This window comes from Ginsengibacter sp., from assembly GCF_057362405.1.
Genome location: NZ_JBMQQG010000038.1, coordinates 16792 through 33305, shown reverse-complemented (window position 1 = coordinate 33305; position 16514 = coordinate 16792). Strand labels below are relative to the sequence as shown.

The following is a 16514-nucleotide window of genomic DNA, read 5'->3' as shown; positions in this document are numbered from 1 at the left end:
ATCTTTTATTTGTTTGCATTCGTTCGTACATCCAGCAGGTGGCAGGCTTCTATTAATTGCAGAAGGCGCAGGCGGATAGCTAATACATCGTACGATGGCATTGCATCGTCAATCCTGGCATCGAGCAGTGCGTATTCGGTACAGTCTTCCATATAGGTTTTCCATTGAGGTAAGGTGGCATATCGCGTAAATTTTTTAATTGCCTTATAAGGATTGCGATATTGCTTTAGGGTAAGGCTGCGGGGAAAACAACTCCATGGGTGGCAATCCCTGTAGTGGCTTACATAATCTCCGGGTGCCGGTGCAGGCTCCTCACTGTCATTTGCAATAATGGCATTCTCCCTTTTGGAGCAGCTTTCTGTAATTTCAAAAGCGGCTGTTACCAGTTCTTCCAGCAACCGCATGTACAGGAGCATTTGCGCCGGTGCCTCTTTTTTCCATATCTTTTTGTGGGTGGCAGCCTTTATAATGCTTTCGAGCCAGCTAATGGCATCGGCTATAACAAAATGGTCGAAGAAGCTGCGGATGCATTCGTAAGCATATTGAGTATCTTTATCTTCAAAGTCGTATGCTGGCATAGTGGTATATTTTGCCATAAAGCATCAACATTTACATTTTCTATATTATTCCTGCAAAGGATAAATTAGAATTAAGAACAGGTGTTTTAACCCATGGTTATCCCGGCATTCGTAAAGCAACCTCGTTTGGTAGCATAGGCGCTATTGATTAGTTTTAAGTTGCGGCAATACACCCTTGCCTAGAAGCATTGACAACACGCTAAAATAAACGATTAGAAAAAAGAATGACAACACAACAACAACCTATTCACTCTGGGTTTTATGACACGTCAACAGGCTCAGAAGTTATTACCGGCATTGACTTAAGCGGAAAAACAATAATTGTAACTGGCGGGCATTCAGGAATTGGACTTGAAACGACAAAGATTTTATCCGAAGCAGGAGCAACAATTATTGTTGGTGCCCGTGACATAGTAAAAGCCAGGCAGTCACTTGCAGCAGTAAAAAACGTACACATTATTGAGCTTGATTTATCGGAACCTGTGTCAGTAAATAAATTCACCAATGAGTACCTGCAATCGTTTGACAGGTGCGATATTTTGATTAACAATGCCGGTATTATGGCAACACCGCTTTTGCGAAACAGTTTAGGTTATGAAATGCAATTTGCAACAAATCATTTAGGACATTTTCAATTAACTGCCAATCTTTGGAATGCGCTTTGTAAAGCCAAAGCACGTGTGATTTGTTTATCATCATTGGGCCATCGTTTCAGCGGTATTCAATTTGATGACCCCAATTTTCACACGCGCCCTTACGAGAAATGGACTGCATATGGACAATCTAAGACCGCCAATTCACTCTTTGCCGTTCACTTAGACAAAATTGGAAAAGAATATGGTGTCAGAGCCTTTGCTGTTCACCCCGGACGAATCACTTCAACTGATTTGAACAGGTTTATGAGTGAAGAAGAAAAAGCAACTATGACCAGTGCAACCTCTGCCATCCCGAATTACATACCTTCTCTTATAAAGTCAATTGCACAGGGTGCAGCAACAACTATTTGGTGTGCTACGAGTCCTCAATTGGAAAACATGGGTGGCGTTTACTGTGCAGATTGCAATATATCACCAATTGTAGAAAATAACAGTTCACAAGTTAACGGAGTACGCAAATGGGCAATCGATCCTGCAATGGCAGCCCAGCTGTGGGCGCTTAGTGAAAAATTGGTTGGACTTGAGTGGGCAAAGTAGCTGCATCAAAAAGCATGACTTTGATGACGTATGCCGGCAGGCAACATAGCGGCATGCATCTTGCCACATTCCAAAAAACAAAAATGCTACCATAATGACAACAGGCAACAATATTACTACAATCGGCAACGAACAAGGTCAAACTCTTTCAATTGTTGGTGACTCTTATCGCATCCTTATTTCGGGGGAACAGACCAACGGAAATTATGCCGTTATTGATATGCTTGTACCGCCGGGTGGCGGCCCGGGCCCTCATGCTCACAAGCATTTCCAGGAAATGTTTTATGTAGCAGAAGGCGAAATTGAATTTAAAATGGAAGGTGGAAAATATATAGCCGGTAAGGGCTCGTTTGTAAATATTCCTTTGGGGGGCGCTGTTCATTGTTTTAAAAATACCACAGGCAAACCTGCCCATTTATTGTGTACAGTTGTGCCGGCGGGCTTAGACAGTTTTTTCCGGGAAATTGGCCAACCAATTGAGAGTGGGACTTTTTTACCGCCACCAACTTTAACCGTGGAAGACCTGGTGAAATTAAAAGCTTTAGCTGAAAAATATGGCCAGGTGCTTTATCCGCCGGGCTTTTTAGATTAATAATAATTCTCAGAACATTATGAGGATAATTTAGAATTAGAAACAGGTATTTTACCCGGTACATTATTTAGAAAAAATCGCTTACTTTACCTATTATAAATTAAACAGCTTTATAAATGGAAACAGGTACCAACGAAAAGATACACCAGGGTAGAAACGTAAAGCGCTTTCGTGAAATGCTGGGTATAAAGCAGGAAGCCTTTGCAACGGAATTAGGCGAAGATTGGAACCAGAAGAAAGTTTCTCTACTGGAGCAAAAGGAAACTATTGAAGATGATTTGTTGCAACAGGTGGCTAAGGTGTTGAAAGTGCCTATGGAAGCTATTAAGAATTTTGATGAGGAATCTGCTATAAATATTATCTCAAATACATTTAATGACCATGCAATAGGTTATGTAAAAACTTATGCTCCATCATTTAATCCGATTGATAAAATTGTTGAATTGTATGATGCTTTAGTTAAAAGTGAAAAAGAAAAGGTAGAATTATTGCAAAGAATACTAAATGAAAAGAAATAAATAACGTTCATACCGGTAAAGAGTATACGAAAATAAGGCATTCTCTTGCTTGTGACCTAAATTAACTTTAACCTGATTAAACTAATCCTTGCCCGCAGAAAAGAAATCGCACAATCGGTAAGCTTTATATTCCTTTACTCCTACCGCTTTTTAATTCGAGCCCCTTTTCAATTCATAAGTGGACGCTTGCACTAACCCTATGGAATTGAAGGAAAGGCTCGCGCCTACGGTGGGAGATAGAAGTAAATATGTGGCTGATTTTTATCCAGCAAATTAGAGTCGGTGTTTCCGGCTTCATCAAGCTATACCCTCTCTGAAATTACTAAAACTCAGAATGAAAATCATTAACTATAAAAGAAGGGATTTTGCTTTCGATATTCAGCCCTTACCTTGTTATTATCAATTTTAAATTGCCTAACTATTTGGAGTATATATGTTATGGCCAATTCCAAGCCTTTAAAACAGGAAGTGGGTCTCATGAGAAAAAACCTCTAAAATAAATCCCAAAAATAATTTAGTACGAAAGGTTGACATTTTCAATTTATTTACTATTTTTGTCAACCAGACTTTTAAAATTATGGAACATATAGCAGAAAATATTTTCGGTACCAGATTAAAGCTCGCCAGAAAAATGGCTGGCTTTTCTTTACAGGAACTTGCGGATGCCTTGGAGAACAAGGTAACTAAGCAATCATTAAATAAATACGAGATGGGATTAATGAACCCTTCAGGAGATGTGCTGGTGGCTATATCCAGTACTTTAAATGTTAAGCCAGATTATTTCTTGAAAAAAAACCAGGTAGAATTAGGTGAAATTCTATTCAGAAAGAAAGCAAGTTTATCCAAAAAAAATGAAGAGTCAATTGTAGAAAAAGTTCGGGATTATGTAGAACGCTATTTAGAAATAGAAAATATAGTTGGTGTTAAAGCCGAATTTAGAAACCCACTTAAAAATTTTAAGATTACTGATAAAAAAGATGTCGAGCAAGCAGCAATAAAATTAAGGAAAGAATGGGATTTGGGTACTGACCCAATTCCTAACATCATTGAAATGCTGGAATTAAAAGGCATTAAGGTTTTATTGATTGATGATGTAGATGAAATTGATGGGCTGGCTGTTTTTACTTCTACCGGGATACCTGTTGTAGTTGTAAATACCAGGAATAAACCTATAGAAAGAATCAGATTTACCATCATACATGAACTGTCTCACTTACTATTGAATTTAGAAAAATTCATTTCAAGTGTTCCAAAAGAAGTTGAAATATTCTGCCACTTTTTCTCCAGTTGCTTCTTGCTTCCAAGCGAAATGCTTATTAAACTTATAGGATCATCAAAAAGAACCTATATACAAATCAATGAGCTCATTTCAATTAAGGAATACTTCGGGATTTCTTTACGAGCTATTGTGCACAGGTTAAGAGAACTTGAAATAATTGTAGATAGTTATTATCAGCGTTGGGTAATTTATATGAGCAAAACTTATGGAGCAAAAGAAGAACCGGGGAAATATCAAGGACAAGAAAAATCAAGAAATTTTGACCAATTAGTAAACCGGGCTTTAGCTGAAGAACTAATCAGCTTGAGTAAAGCAGCCGCTCTTTGGAATGTAAGTATTAACGAACTAAGAAAAGGATTTATAGGTGTCAGATAAAAAAGAAATAGTAATCAAGGATGCCTGTATCCTATTTGATCTGGTTGATTTGAATCTTCTAGAAGATTTTTTTCAATTAGAGGTTTTGGCCTTTACGACACCACAAGTAATTGGAGAAATTACAAATGAAGCGCAATGGGGTGAAATTTCAAAGTGTATTAATAATGGAAAACTACAAATTGACGCTGAAGGTGAATTTGAAGCTATTGCGGGGATATTTGATCAACACGCGGGACTGAGTATTCCTGACAGTTCAGTTTTAGAATTGGCCATCAGAAAAGACGCCATAATCTTTAGTTCGGATGGAAGTCTTCGGAAAATATCTGTTACCAAAAATCTTACAGTCAGAGGTATACTTTGGATAGTGGAAGAGTTGCATATCAAAGGCTTTTTGAGTAAGAAGGAAGCAATTGAAAAATTGAATTTCTATAAAACGATAAATCAAAGAGCTCCGATAAAAGAAATAAAAAATCTTACCGAAAAATTAAATAGTGTATAAATGGAAAATTTGATAAAAGTTATTTTAACCTGCGCATCAATTTCATTAGGTGCAATACTTGGAGTTTTGCGTAGTAAAATCTTTGCAGCAAAGGATAATAACAAGCTCCATTATATTTTTTATGTTTTCTGTACCATTGTTGTATTGGGTTCTATCTTAGTGGGAATAATTTACTGGAATAAGTTAGAGAGCTTCGATGTTGGCGTTCTAATTGCGGGAATTATAATAAGCTCTCTATTGTGGATGGCAACTAATAAATATTTATTTTTTAAAAATATTTTCAAAACTACAGAATTAGATCCCATTGTAAATAAATTCACTTCAAATGCCGATAAAAATGAAATAAAACTCTTTGGTGGTGATTTAAATTTTCTGGGAAATTCTCCATCTGAAATTGATAATAATAAACAATATACTCATTTACGATCTTTAGCATTTAAAAAGGTTTCAATACTTTGCGAAACTCCCCATACCCAAATTCAAAAAATTAGATACGGTAAGATTTCATATGAATTACCATATGCTGAATTAAGATTTTATGAGCCTGAAAGCGCGGATTTGAAAGTTAGAGGTAGGATAATTCAAGTACAAGGTGTAACAAAATTATTGATGTACACAAAAATAAGATCCGGTATTTATCAATCTTTAGAAACTGATACCGCAAATTCCAATGGGGCGTTGTATAATAATATTTGGGAACTAGCTTGGTCATTGGCACAAAGGCCGTCCGCAAATGACATCGAAAGCTATGAATCACTTTTTATAGGAGGAAACTGAAATGAAAGTAGTAATCATTAATTCACCGTTATTCAGAAAAAAGAACGACCTCTACGATGAGGACTCTTTACCTCCTATTGGATTGGGGCATATTGCCACAATCCTGCATAATGACGGTATTGATGTAAAACTTATTGACGCAGTTCACCAACGAATACCATTAACAGATTTGATTGCAACCATAAATGCTTTTAAGCCTGATTTCGTAGCTTCTAATATTTTCACCACCAATTATGAACTGGTAAAAGATTTATTTGAAGGAATAAATTTCAGATCCCACTTTATTATCGGTGGGCTTTCTACTAAACAACTTTATAAGGATATACTTAACTGGACAACAAATAACGAAATTGATGTAGTAACCGGTGATGGAGAACTAATCACTTTGGATATAGTAAAAAATCAACTTAAAGAACTTCCTTTTTACGCAGAGGGAAATAGGAGAGTATTCCTCGTAGATGGAAAATCCAAGTACGAAGTAAAAGATATTTCAAAGGTACCACTTGACCGAAGTTTTTTCCTGAATGAACCTGTACTACATCCATTAGGCTTTACCGAAGCAAACATTGTTACTAGCAGGGGCTGTATATATAACTGTGCTTTTTGTGCGGCTGCCAGGTCTTTGAATAAAGATTACTCTATCAGGGAGAAATCAGAAACTTCCATTGTTCAAGAGTTAAATGATATACTGAGTACTTATCCAGGTGTCAATTCTATTAGGGTACTTGATGATTTATTTTTAAAAACAAATACAACTGTTCAAAAGGCAATCAATGTTTTTTCGAATTTTAATCTGTACTGGCGATCAATGGCACATGTAATGACATTTAATAATGTTGATGATATAATAATGAATGATTTGAAAGAAAGTGGGTGTTATGAGTTATTTATTGGAATTGAATCAGGGTCTCCAAAAATACTTGGTGAAATTAATAAAACAAAAAATATAGAAATTATAATCGCAAACTTAACCAAAGTATTAAAAGCCGGAATAAATATGAAAGGTTATTTTATCTATGGGTTTCCTGAAGAAACGGAGGAAGATATGGAAATGACTTTCCAATTGGCAAATAGGTTAAAGGAAATCTCCATAAGTTATGGAACCAATTTTCGTACCAGTGTTTTTCAATACCGTCCATACCACGGCACTCAAATTTATCACGATTTGGAGGTTAATGGAAATAATTTAAGAGTTCAGCCGATTTTACCAAATGAAGATCTATCAGAGCTTGTAGGCCGTTTACAGTTTAATTTTCACAACGGAAATTATTCAAAGGTTGACAGTGATACCCTTCATCGTTATATTTACCGTACAATTAACTTGAATGACGGTAAAATATTCGCTGGACTTGAACAAAAAACTAAAGCGTTGTAATAATCATGTTTGCAAAGCATGCGGCCTCTATCTAAATCAGTTACCGGTTTTAGACGAGCCAATAATATCGAATATTTTTTGGGTTGGCTTATCAGCCGTCCAATTTGATGAAGGTATAGAAAAGCTCCCTTTATCACCTCATACAAGGTCTGGTGCTTTAATTGAAAACGTAGAAGCACCATTAAGAAATGATATCAATTTCTATAAAACTAATTTAGTAAAATGTCTTCCTTTAAAAGAAGGAAAGATCAGATACCCAGTTGAACATGAAATGGAAAAATGTTTTCCCAACTTTGAATTTGAATTGAATGAACTTTCGCCCTCAATTGTTTTTTTGTTAGGTAAACAAGTTGCGACATTTGTGATGAAAAAAATGGGAGTTAAAGAAGTTCGTCTTTCTGATAATTTCAAATATAAATCTTTCCAGATTGGGGACATAACGTTTATACCAATTCATCATCCATCCTATATTCTTGTCTATAAAAGAAACCTGTTAAATAAATACATTAAAAGTTTACAATCTATTTGCAGCGAGGCTTCGGTCCTTAAATTAGTTGTTTAGAGTATTGCTTGATTCCTATTACTGTCAAGTCGTGGTCTTTACACATTAAAACCGCCGTTAAAAAAAAGTAACCGTGAGACCCGGGCATTGAAGAAAACATCAACCATAAAGTAAGTCATTCTTTCAATAAACAAAAAACCTAAATGCTTTGAAATTTAACTTTTAGCCGGTTCTAACACTTCCCGGGGCCGGGGTCTCACGGTAAGCCTATTCGAACACAAAGTTTTTGCTGTGAAGTCACCTGCAGTACATTAAATTACCCCAAACCTAAGCTGTAAATAATAGGTGCAGCACAACCACGTTTTGTTGCTCTCTTCTTCGGGAACTCTTGCTACCTTCCTGCTGCCATGTTGCTAACCGCTGCAACATGCCTGCAACAAAACAGCAAGAAGGTAGCCACCAATCAATAAGGAAACAGCCGGGAACCCCTTATTATATATCTACCATCTTTTTCAAAAAGCAGGATGAGCCCATAAAGCCTGGTTCTATATAATGCGTATTGGTTCGGAAAACCTGCGTAATGATACTGAGCTTGTTGCTGAAAAGCAGCCCGAAAACAATAGCGAAACAATTCAATAAAAAGAACGACCGTTTATATTCCGTTGCCGCAAATGAAGAACCTGTTTTCTTTGGAGCCACAAATATCAATGAAGCCTTGGTGCCAAGGTTGCACCAGCACCATCAAAGAATTAAAAACCTGGAAATAAACATGCGGCTTTTATCTGCAATTAGTTTTACCTTTTCAAATAAAGAGTAACAGATTTAATTGCAACGAAAGCATAAAATAAAAATATAGTTACGCTTACTACTTAACCATTAATGATATGGGAAATAATTTTTTCGCGTACCTGCAACAGTTAGAGCTAATGGCTTTCTTTTCAGGCTATCCTTTGGTCTATGCAATTATTATATACTTCGCCTCTGGTAAAAAACTGACAACTAATTTTAAAGCGAAGATGACTTCCGTTTTACCATACGCTTATGCGCTCATAGGGACGCTTTACCTCGGGCTTCAATTAAAAAAATTATATTTTAACTACTCATCTGGAAATATAAAGCAAATGATGCATTTGCCCTGGCTAATGATCTGGGCGCTGCTTTCAATACTCTTCTGGATTCCGGCACTTAGCAAAAAAAAGGTGCTAAGCTTGCTTCACAGCCTTGTATTCTTTTTCTTTTTGCTGAAAGATATCGTATTACAATTTGCCTCATCAGCGGACGAGAATATTTTAAAAAACGATATGAGGATATATACTATCAGCCTGCTTTTAAATGGCGGGGCATTTGTGCTGATGTTACTATTGTCGCTTTTCATCTCCTCAAATAAAAACAGAACTTAAGGGCACAATTTGCGTTTAATGGTAACTGTTGGTAATATTAATTTTCGTAGTATTATATAAGCATCAGCAGCCTACCCGAATAATTTTATCTTCCCGCCTATATTGAACCAGAACTCCCCCTGGTGTGTGACAAAAGTCACACAATCGGTTGACGATAATCATAAGAATATTAATCTACCGAATATAGTTTCGTGTTTTCATTCAATCATTCAAACTTAAAAATATTATATGAAACTGCTCAACAACAAAACACTCCTTTTAATCGCCATAATTTTAATAAGTGGTTATGGATATATCGCCAGTTGTACTCATAAAGATTTAGTACTTCCAGACCAATCGACTGGTACTGTTATTATTAATCGTGGTAATGCCGTTTTTCTCCCTGGAACCGAGACCAAAGGAGATACAACACAATGGAAAATGGACAAGGCACATTCCAGCGTATTGTGGTCAGGCGATTACCTTGAGCAAGGCGCCTTGCTAACGGGTAGGTTTAACCTGTTTGGATTAAATAGTCTTCCATCTTCTGCAAGACAGCTATACGCTATTCCAAAAGGTCAGCCTGTGCTGGATACTTCATGGGCTTTTTATGAAAACGATCCGACAAAAACTTATTTCGCGGGCTATGTTCAAATGAATACATCTAATACGGGAGAACCGGGAAGAGACGGGGGTTGTTATTTAGGCTTTGTAGGCGCGCCAAAAATAATAACCGGCACACAAAACCTCCAGGACTCCAACGTAGCTGTTATCAGAACTACCAAAGTGGAACTTGATCCCAAAAGTCCTGGCTATATTGTTACGATGGTAATGAGTTGGCAGGGTACGCTTTCCGCTCCCCATGATACAACTATTAATGGCACGCTTTCTTATGTAAAAAGGTCAACAATTGATGCAGGTACCGCATCGGCTTATGATGTATTTGGGTTGCAATTGAACTTTAAGTTTAACTGCAGATCATTCGGGATGACTACCGCCGAGATATCGGATATTATTTCGGTTCAGTGCAACATAAATTTTAATAATAAATAATCACCCAAAAATATAATTATAATGAAACGATTATTAATATATGCGGGGTTACTGTTCTCTGTCAGTCTCGTTTTGAGCAGTTGCTACAAAGATGTGATTCTTCCTGCTGTTGCTAACACCAAGCCACCTCAATATGTAAGTTTCAGCGGCGACCTCCAACCCATCTTTACAGCAAATTGCGCCTTGTCCGGTTGCCACGTGAAAGGATCCCAGGTGCCTTATTTGAGTGCTGATGTCTCTTACCAGCAACTTTTGGGAGGATTTGTAAATACAATAAAGCCAGAGCAGAGTGAGCTTTACCAACAAATCAACGGGAACATGCAAGTTCATATTCCCAATGCTGACGACAGGCAAAAAGTTTATGACTGGATAAGAAACGGCGCTCCTAACAATTAAGTGATCCTAAAAAAATTAATCAAATGAAAAAAATTATTTATACAGCAAAAAGGCAACTGGCGGTTAGTTGTTATATAACGGTTTTATTGTTCCTTTTGAATACCACTGTCTTTGCGCAAGATGATAGCACTGCTGCTGCAACAACAACTGAAGCACCGGTGAAACACAAACCGGTAAAAAATACATTTCGCAGTATGTGGATCATCGATGATCAAACTGTAATGGTCCCTATCAAAGGAACGTTCGAAGCGGATATACAACATAGGTTTGGAACGGTAGAAAATGGCGTTAAAGATTTGTGGGGTATTTATGCTTCCGCTAATATGCGCATCGGTTTCAGCTATGCACCGGTTAATAATTTAAACCTGGGTTTCGGGGCAACCAGGAACAATGGAAATATGCTGTTGGATGGAAGCGCCAAGTATGCCATTTTAAAACAAACAAAAGGGAAATACCCGGTGAGTGTGACCTACTATGGGAATATGGCTTATGCAACCAAAGCAGATCCTGACCACTTTCTCTACACTTACCAAACGCAGCGTTTATCATTTTTCAACGAGATAATAGTTGCGAGAAAAATTAACGATAATCTTTCGGTACAGGTAGGAGCCAGCATATCTCACCAGAATTCAGTGCCGGGGTATTATGCACAAAAAGATACCATTACGTATGCATTTAAAAAAGAGAAGTTTGATATGTTTGCTGCATCGTTTTGCGCAAGGTATCAATTGACGGAAGTAACTTCAATAATTGTGGACTATGATCAGCCGCTGACCCGGTTCCCCACTAACAACCCACATCCGAATATTGCATTTGGATTTGAGTTTAATACCAGCGGCCACACCTTTCAGATGTTTGCAGGAAACTATTCCTTGTTAAGTCCGCAACAGAACAGCCTCTATAATACCAACAACCCCTTCGGATTTAAACAAACAGGAGGCACAAAGGTTAAAGGCGGACAATTTTTAATTGGCTTTAATATTACCAGGTTGTGGAACTTTTAAAGACTACAAAAAAAATTGTTTGACTAGACCCACAATTCAAAAAACACAGGAACCCTTAATTGAATTTCAATTGAGGGTTCTTTATTTTTATATAGCTTGCGACATCAATGTATAGGTCCTGTCTTAGCAGCCGTAAGACTAAAATATTAATAGAAATTTTCAGCTTTCTTTTATATGAAAAAGAACTTTACCGTAATCATTTGTTGCCAGGCGCTGGCCTGTTGCTTATTTACAACATTTCTACTCACGTCATCATGTTCCGAAAATGCCAAGAAAAATAATAATCAACAGGAAGAAGAACCCCAAAAAAGAAAGCCGCCGATCATAAAAAAGCCCGCATCCGGTTTTAATGATACAATTATAGTTAGCGTTAAAGCTGCTGTATTCTACAGTCCCGATTCGTTGCAAATGGAAAAAATAAAAGCCGTGAATGAGAAAGCCGTCTTCGACATGCTCACCCACGATTGTCATTACCAGATACAAAATGCCAGGATAGAACTTAAAAAATATTGGCCGCAAATACGTGTTTTTGATGCCACCAGAGCCCGGTACATTTTATTTGTAAAGACTGATGCAAGCAGAATATGTATCGACCTGGATAACAAAAATGACATATGCGGCTTATTTCTTTTCGACACTAAAAAAGATCCGGTTCTTGTTGACATGCCAAATATCGATACCGACTTAGGCTTCTATTTCACTAAATAGATTATTCTGTTATAAGATCAACTGTTTGATCAGACCGTAACTTTTGAAAAGCGGGAGTCTTATTCAGGTAACTATAAAACGAACATTACACGCAGACTTAAATATTCTCACTCCCTATAAATGGTGCTTAGAGATTTAGTTTGAAGTTAGATCGTATCAACAGGCCCGGTGTATACATGAATCCTGCGCACTACAATCTGCACTTTCAACATCTGATTTATATCACAGAAATGCCTGATGGCTCTCATAGAATTCTATTGTAGCCCCTGCTATTTTTACGCAGTTGTATACGCAGATTAATGGTAAAGATTACAAGACTGTGAAAAAAAAATTTTTAAATATTTTTATCTTGACTCATTCGCAAATAAATAAATACTAAAATAACATGAAAACAAAACTCTTATTAACAACAGCTCTCGCTTTTACAGGTATGGCAATTTTTACCATCACAACCGCTTTCCAGCAGAAAAAACCATGGGTGGTTCCCGATAAATATGTAAAGATGAAAAACCCTGTTGCCTCTAACGCCGAATCTCTCAAAAACGGCAAGGAACTTTGGGCACGAAATTGCCAATCCTGCCACGGCAAAACAGGCCATGGTGATGGATCAAAAGCTGCACAATTAAAAACGGAACCTGGTAATTTTTCTTTACCCGATGTACAAAAACAAACGGATGGTGCCTTCTTCTATAAAATATCCGAAGGCAGGGAAGATATGCCAAGCTTCAAGAAAAAAATTCCTGATGAGGAAGATATCTGGGCCCTGGTTGATTACATAAGGACATTAAACAAATAATTCGTCAATCTTCGGAGTAATCATTTTCCTATTAAGAAACAAAAATTATGGACAACGAAAATAAAATGCAGAGCCGTAAAAAATTTATTGGTACAGGTATTACGGCGGCCGCTCTGTTAACCGCATTTAGATTTTTTATACCAGGTAAAAAAACAAAAAAAGCCGGCACGGTAAAAATGCTTACGCAAGATGGTAAACTGGTGGAGGTTGACATAGCGGCTCTTCCGCCAACGAAGAAGAAGATTACCAATAAGGAAATGCAAACCTGGATTAAAAAATAACCAAGTCCAACAACCACATTAAAAATGAATCAAGACAAATCACGCAGAGAATTTCTGGCAGCAGGATTGCTTACTACCCTTGCTGTTGCCTGCAATTCTAAAACGCCTCACTCGCATGACGAAGAGGATATAATTCCCTCGGGTGAAAAAGTGAAATTACTTTCGGTGGATGGTAATATTATCGAAGTGGATAAGGCCTTTCTCAAACCGGTTCCACATATGCCATCGGTAAGTAATGAAGAAGCGAGAAAAGGCATTCCCGGTAAAAAATTTGTAATGGTTATCGATCTATCACGTTGTAAAAATGTGAAGGCCTGCCAGTCCTCGTGTAATCATGCACATCATGTGCAGGATGCCCAAAACTGGATCAAGGTATACCCGATGCAGGATGCAAACATGGAAGCTCCTTACTGGCAACCTACTACCTGCATGCATTGCGATGAACCGCCTTGTGTAAAGGTGTGCCCGGTAGATGCCACTTTTAAACGCCAGGATGGTATTGTATTGATCGATAGTGACCGGTGTATTGGCTGCCGGTTTTGTATGGCAGCATGTCCTTATTCAACCCGTGTTTTTAACTGGGGAGATCCCAACCTCCCGGTAGATATCGCTGACCAGCAGTATAATCCTGAAACCAGTTTACCACAAAAGAAAGGAACGGTTGGCAAATGCGATTTTTGTCCTGACATGACCCGTATGGGAATGTTACCACATTGTGTTTCTGCCTGCCCTAACGGCGTATATTTCTTTGGAGACATGATCGAAGATTCCGTTACTAACGGTTCTGAAACTTTTCGTTTTAGCGACCTCGTTAGAGACAAAGCGGGTTACAGATTGATGGAAGATTTGGGAACTAAACCAAGTGTTTACTATCTACCGCCTGTAAACAGAAATTTTAAATTTGAAGAAGGCCTCGAAAAAGAAGCGCCTGCTGAAAAAAAATCTTAAACTAATAACGTGGAAAATCTGCAAAATTTATCTAAGGAAAAAATCACCAGTGATCTATTGCCACAAAAATTTGGCCGCAGGGGAATGATATGGACTGCCGGCTTGATAGCTATCTGTTGTATTGGCGCTTTCGCTTATATAAAGCAATTAAGAGAAGGTTTGATTGTAACCAACATGGGCGATTATGTATCTTGGGGTATTTATATTTCGAACTTTGTTTTTTTTGTTGCCGTAAGCCTTGTGGGTTCGCTTATCACTGCAATTTTCAGGCTTACCGGGGTACCGTGGCGTACCCCACTAACACGCATAGCCGAAATTATCGCCGTTTCTAACATAACCTTTGCCGCCCTGATTATTATTGTAGATATGGGGCGCCCGGAGAGGTTATATTTTTTGTTCACCCACGGTCGCATCCAGTCTCCTATTTTGTGGGACGTTATCGTTATCACCACCTATTTTTTTCTGAGCTTACTTTTATTATACATTACCCTGATACCTGATGCCCGTTTGATGATCGGCCTTAGAGATAAATTAGGCAAGCCCTTTTCAAAATTATACAGGTGGATGGCTTCGTTTTGGAAAGGCACAGCAGCGCAGGAAAAGATAAGAGACAGAGGCATCACGATACTGTGCATTACCATTGTGCCAGTGGCTTTTTGTATACATACGGTTACGTCATGGTTGTTTGCCACTACTTACCGTCCCGGCTGGGATAGCAGCAATTTTGGCGCTTACTTTGTATCTGGTGCCTTCCTCGTGGGTGCCGGTGCAGTTGTAGTAGCCATGTATGTTTTCCGCCGTGTTTATAAATTGGAAAACTATATCACTCAATTGCATTTCGATAAAATGGGCAAGATAACGGTGATGCTTGCACTGTTATATTTATATTTTAATGTTAACGAGTTTTTAGTACCTGCCTTTAAAATGAAAAAAGAAGAGAAGGATTATTTGAATGGCCTTTTCACCGGCGACTATTCCATAATGTTTTGGTTCGCTATTTTGGTTGGAATGATCATTCCTATCGTGGTATTGATATTCAAAAAAGGAAGAACACCCCGGCCAATGTTTATCGTAGGAGTTATGATAGTGATCGGTGCGTGGTTCAAAAGGTACCTTATTGTAACACCTACTTTATTGCATCCTTTCTTACCAAAATACGATGCACCTGCACGGTTCAGTCATTACTTTCCAAGTTGGGAAGAGTGGGCCATTACAATTGGTTCTATGGCAGGAGTGTTACTCATTATTACTTTTTTCGTGAGAGTGTTTCCGATAATATCAATTTATAAAACACTGGAGGATAAAAATGAAATTACTAAACTGGCTGAAAAACTTGAACAATATGAAAATGTACAGACATCATAAATTTATTATACTCCTCATGTTCCTGTTGGGAACATCATCTGAAACTATAAATGCACAGGATTCTGCGGCAGCATCTCCAACATTACTAAGCATCAATTATTTCCTGCCCGCAAGTCACGTCCCTTATTTGGAAGTAACTACAAAAAAGAAAGTAGGACGAAAATTTGAACCTGTACAAAACATATCGCTGACTATTTATTTTAACGAAGCCGAAGAAAAAAACTTACTCGGCAAGGTAACTACAGACGCGATAGGAAAAGCGAGAATTGGTTTGCCGCCTTCGTTCAAAAATGCATGGGATTCACTTAACGAATTCAAATTTCTTGCACTGTCAGATTCATCTGCCGGACACGAACCTTTGAGCGCCGACATAACCATCAAAAAAGCTATTCTTACCGTTGATACTACTTCTGTAGATGGAGTGAGAACTGTTATTGGCGAATTGAAAGAAAAAAATGGAGATGCCTGGGTTGCGGTTAAAGATATCGACATGAATCTTTCCATAAAACGCATGCTCGGTAATTTATCAGTTGGTGATGAGGCAACGTATACCTCAGATTCTACAGGTGTTTCAAGCGCCGAATTTAAAAGAGATTCAATTCCCGGAGATGAAAAAGGAAACATTACCCTCGTTGCTAAAGTGGATGATAATGACGCCTATGGTACCCTGTTCGCTGAAAAGACGGTAAACTGGGGATCAGCAATTCAACCTCCAAAAGACTTCTTTGCTCAAAGAACGCTATGGTCAACACGTTTCAGAACACCCATATGGTTATTAGTTGTGGCGTATTCTATTGTAATAGGGGTATGGGGAACTATTATTTACCTTGTATTTCAGCTAATAAAAATCAAGAAACTGGGAACAGAAGTTTGAGATAACAGGAGGTAATATCTCT

Annotated in this window: 20 protein-coding genes; 19 read left to right on the top strand and 1 reads right to left on the bottom strand. The window is 37.9% G+C overall.

Annotated elements, in window-relative coordinates; translation table 11 throughout:
• Nucleotides 1-5 precede the first annotated feature (5 nt).
• Nucleotides 6-578, bottom strand: coding sequence for a hypothetical protein (locus ACO1O5_RS02820; protein ID WP_486268268.1), 573 nt, complete (start codon nt 576-578; stop codon nt 6-8).
• A 224-nt stretch (nt 579-802) separates the two neighbouring features.
• On the opposite strand from ACO1O5_RS02820, the gene ACO1O5_RS02815 reads away from it, so the two are divergent.
• The 19 genes from ACO1O5_RS02815 (at nt 803) to ACO1O5_RS02725 (ending at nt 16492) form a co-directional block, all read left to right on the top strand.
• Nucleotides 803-1771 (top strand): oxidoreductase, encoded by a 969-nt coding sequence (locus ACO1O5_RS02815; protein ID WP_486268266.1) that lies wholly within the window; start codon nt 803-805, stop codon nt 1769-1771.
• Nucleotides 1772-1865: 94 nt separating this feature from the next.
• Entirely contained in the window at nt 1866-2363 is a 498-nt protein-coding gene (locus ACO1O5_RS02810; protein WP_486268264.1) for a cupin domain-containing protein, read from the top strand.
• Between the two features lie 116 nt (nt 2364-2479).
• Nucleotides 2480-2881 (top strand): helix-turn-helix domain-containing protein, encoded by a 402-nt coding sequence (locus tag ACO1O5_RS02805; RefSeq protein ID WP_486268262.1) that lies wholly within the window; start codon nt 2480-2482, stop codon nt 2879-2881.
• Nucleotides 2882-3458: 577 nt separating this feature from the next.
• Nucleotides 3459-4535 (top strand): helix-turn-helix domain-containing protein, encoded by a 1077-nt coding sequence (locus ACO1O5_RS02800; RefSeq protein ID WP_486268260.1) that lies wholly within the window; start codon nt 3459-3461, stop codon nt 4533-4535.
• On the top strand, nt 4525-5034 hold the full coding sequence (locus tag ACO1O5_RS02795) for a PIN domain-containing protein (RefSeq protein WP_486268258.1): 510 nt from the start codon (nt 4525-4527) through the stop codon (nt 5032-5034). Before ACO1O5_RS02800 ends, ACO1O5_RS02795 begins: the two co-directional genes overlap by 11 nt.
• Nucleotides 5035-5811: a hypothetical protein gene (locus ACO1O5_RS02790; protein ID WP_486268256.1), complete on the top strand. Its 777-nt coding sequence runs from the start codon at nt 5035-5037 to the stop codon at nt 5809-5811.
• Between the two features lies 1 nt (nt 5812).
• Nucleotides 5813-7186 (top strand): B12-binding domain-containing radical SAM protein, encoded by a 1374-nt coding sequence (locus ACO1O5_RS02785; protein WP_486268254.1) that lies wholly within the window; start codon nt 5813-5815, stop codon nt 7184-7186.
• Nucleotides 7161-7748: a uracil-DNA glycosylase family protein gene (locus tag ACO1O5_RS02780; protein WP_486268252.1), complete on the top strand. Its 588-nt coding sequence runs from the start codon at nt 7161-7163 to the stop codon at nt 7746-7748. The genes ACO1O5_RS02785 and ACO1O5_RS02780 overlap by 26 nt, the downstream gene beginning before the upstream one ends.
• 520 nt (nt 7749-8268) lie before the next feature.
• Nucleotides 8269-8505, top strand: a complete 237-nt coding sequence (locus tag ACO1O5_RS02775; protein WP_486268250.1) for a hypothetical protein — start codon at nt 8269-8271, stop codon at nt 8503-8505.
• 67 nt (nt 8506-8572) lie between these two features.
• The gene (locus tag ACO1O5_RS02770; RefSeq protein ID WP_486268248.1) at nt 8573-9088 is read left to right on the top strand and encodes a hypothetical protein; all 516 of its coding nucleotides are present in this window, start codon (nt 8573-8575) and stop codon (nt 9086-9088) included.
• Nucleotides 9089-9316: 228 nt separating this feature from the next.
• Entirely contained in the window at nt 9317-10120 is an 804-nt protein-coding gene (locus ACO1O5_RS02765; protein ID WP_486268247.1) for a hypothetical protein, read from the top strand.
• A gap of 21 nt (nt 10121-10141) precedes the next feature.
• The gene (locus ACO1O5_RS02760) at nt 10142-10516 is read left to right on the top strand and encodes a hypothetical protein (RefSeq protein WP_486268245.1); all 375 of its coding nucleotides are present in this window, start codon (nt 10142-10144) and stop codon (nt 10514-10516) included.
• 23 nt (nt 10517-10539) lie between these two features.
• Nucleotides 10540-11520, top strand: a complete 981-nt coding sequence (locus tag ACO1O5_RS02755; RefSeq protein ID WP_486268243.1) for a DUF5777 family beta-barrel protein — start codon at nt 10540-10542, stop codon at nt 11518-11520.
• A 174-nt stretch (nt 11521-11694) separates the two neighbouring features.
• Nucleotides 11695-12228: a hypothetical protein gene (locus ACO1O5_RS02750; RefSeq protein WP_486268241.1), complete on the top strand. Its 534-nt coding sequence runs from the start codon at nt 11695-11697 to the stop codon at nt 12226-12228.
• 385 nt (nt 12229-12613) lie between these two features.
• The gene (locus ACO1O5_RS02745) at nt 12614-13024 is read left to right on the top strand and encodes a c-type cytochrome (RefSeq protein ID WP_486268239.1); all 411 of its coding nucleotides are present in this window, start codon (nt 12614-12616) and stop codon (nt 13022-13024) included.
• Nucleotides 13025-13071: 47 nt separating this feature from the next.
• Nucleotides 13072-13305, top strand: a complete 234-nt coding sequence (locus ACO1O5_RS02740; RefSeq protein WP_486268237.1) for a hypothetical protein — start codon at nt 13072-13074, stop codon at nt 13303-13305.
• 24 nt (nt 13306-13329) lie between these two features.
• A complete protein-coding gene (locus ACO1O5_RS02735; RefSeq protein WP_486268235.1) occupies nt 13330-14253 on the top strand; it encodes a 4Fe-4S dicluster domain-containing protein in 924 nt (307 codons plus the stop codon).
• Between the two features lie 9 nt (nt 14254-14262).
• Nucleotides 14263-15618, top strand: coding sequence for an NrfD/PsrC family molybdoenzyme membrane anchor subunit (gene nrfD / locus ACO1O5_RS02730; RefSeq protein ID WP_486268233.1), 1356 nt, complete (start codon nt 14263-14265; stop codon nt 15616-15618).
• On the top strand, nt 15596-16492 hold the full coding sequence (locus ACO1O5_RS02725) for a hypothetical protein (protein ID WP_486268230.1): 897 nt from the start codon (nt 15596-15598) through the stop codon (nt 16490-16492). The genes nrfD and ACO1O5_RS02725 overlap by 23 nt, the downstream gene beginning before the upstream one ends.
• Nucleotides 16493-16514 lie beyond the last annotated feature (22 nt).

Coding starts and splice junctions, on each gene's coding strand:
- ACO1O5_RS02820 (WP_486268268.1), bottom strand. CDS start 578: ATGCCAGCATACGACTTTGAAGATAAAGATACTCAATATGCTTACGAA.
- ACO1O5_RS02815 (WP_486268266.1), top strand. CDS start 803: ATGACAACACAACAACAACCTATTCACTCTGGGTTTTATGACACGTCA.
- ACO1O5_RS02810 (WP_486268264.1), top strand. CDS start 1,866: ATGACAACAGGCAACAATATTACTACAATCGGCAACGAACAAGGTCAA.
- ACO1O5_RS02805 (WP_486268262.1), top strand. CDS start 2,480: ATGGAAACAGGTACCAACGAAAAGATACACCAGGGTAGAAACGTAAAG.
- ACO1O5_RS02800 (WP_486268260.1), top strand. CDS start 3,459: ATGGAACATATAGCAGAAAATATTTTCGGTACCAGATTAAAGCTCGCC.
- ACO1O5_RS02790 (WP_486268256.1), top strand. CDS start 5,035: ATGGAAAATTTGATAAAAGTTATTTTAACCTGCGCATCAATTTCATTA.
- ACO1O5_RS02785 (WP_486268254.1), top strand. CDS start 5,813: ATGAAAGTAGTAATCATTAATTCACCGTTATTCAGAAAAAAGAACGAC.
- ACO1O5_RS02775 (WP_486268250.1), top strand. CDS start 8,269: ATGATACTGAGCTTGTTGCTGAAAAGCAGCCCGAAAACAATAGCGAAA.
- ACO1O5_RS02770 (WP_486268248.1), top strand. CDS start 8,573: ATGGGAAATAATTTTTTCGCGTACCTGCAACAGTTAGAGCTAATGGCT.
- ACO1O5_RS02765 (WP_486268247.1), top strand. CDS start 9,317: ATGAAACTGCTCAACAACAAAACACTCCTTTTAATCGCCATAATTTTA.
- ACO1O5_RS02760 (WP_486268245.1), top strand. CDS start 10,142: ATGAAACGATTATTAATATATGCGGGGTTACTGTTCTCTGTCAGTCTC.
- ACO1O5_RS02755 (WP_486268243.1), top strand. CDS start 10,540: ATGAAAAAAATTATTTATACAGCAAAAAGGCAACTGGCGGTTAGTTGT.
- ACO1O5_RS02750 (WP_486268241.1), top strand. CDS start 11,695: ATGAAAAAGAACTTTACCGTAATCATTTGTTGCCAGGCGCTGGCCTGT.
- ACO1O5_RS02745 (WP_486268239.1), top strand. CDS start 12,614: ATGAAAACAAAACTCTTATTAACAACAGCTCTCGCTTTTACAGGTATG.
- ACO1O5_RS02740 (WP_486268237.1), top strand. CDS start 13,072: ATGGACAACGAAAATAAAATGCAGAGCCGTAAAAAATTTATTGGTACA.
- ACO1O5_RS02735 (WP_486268235.1), top strand. CDS start 13,330: ATGAATCAAGACAAATCACGCAGAGAATTTCTGGCAGCAGGATTGCTT.
- ACO1O5_RS02725 (WP_486268230.1), top strand. CDS start 15,596: ATGAAAATGTACAGACATCATAAATTTATTATACTCCTCATGTTCCTG.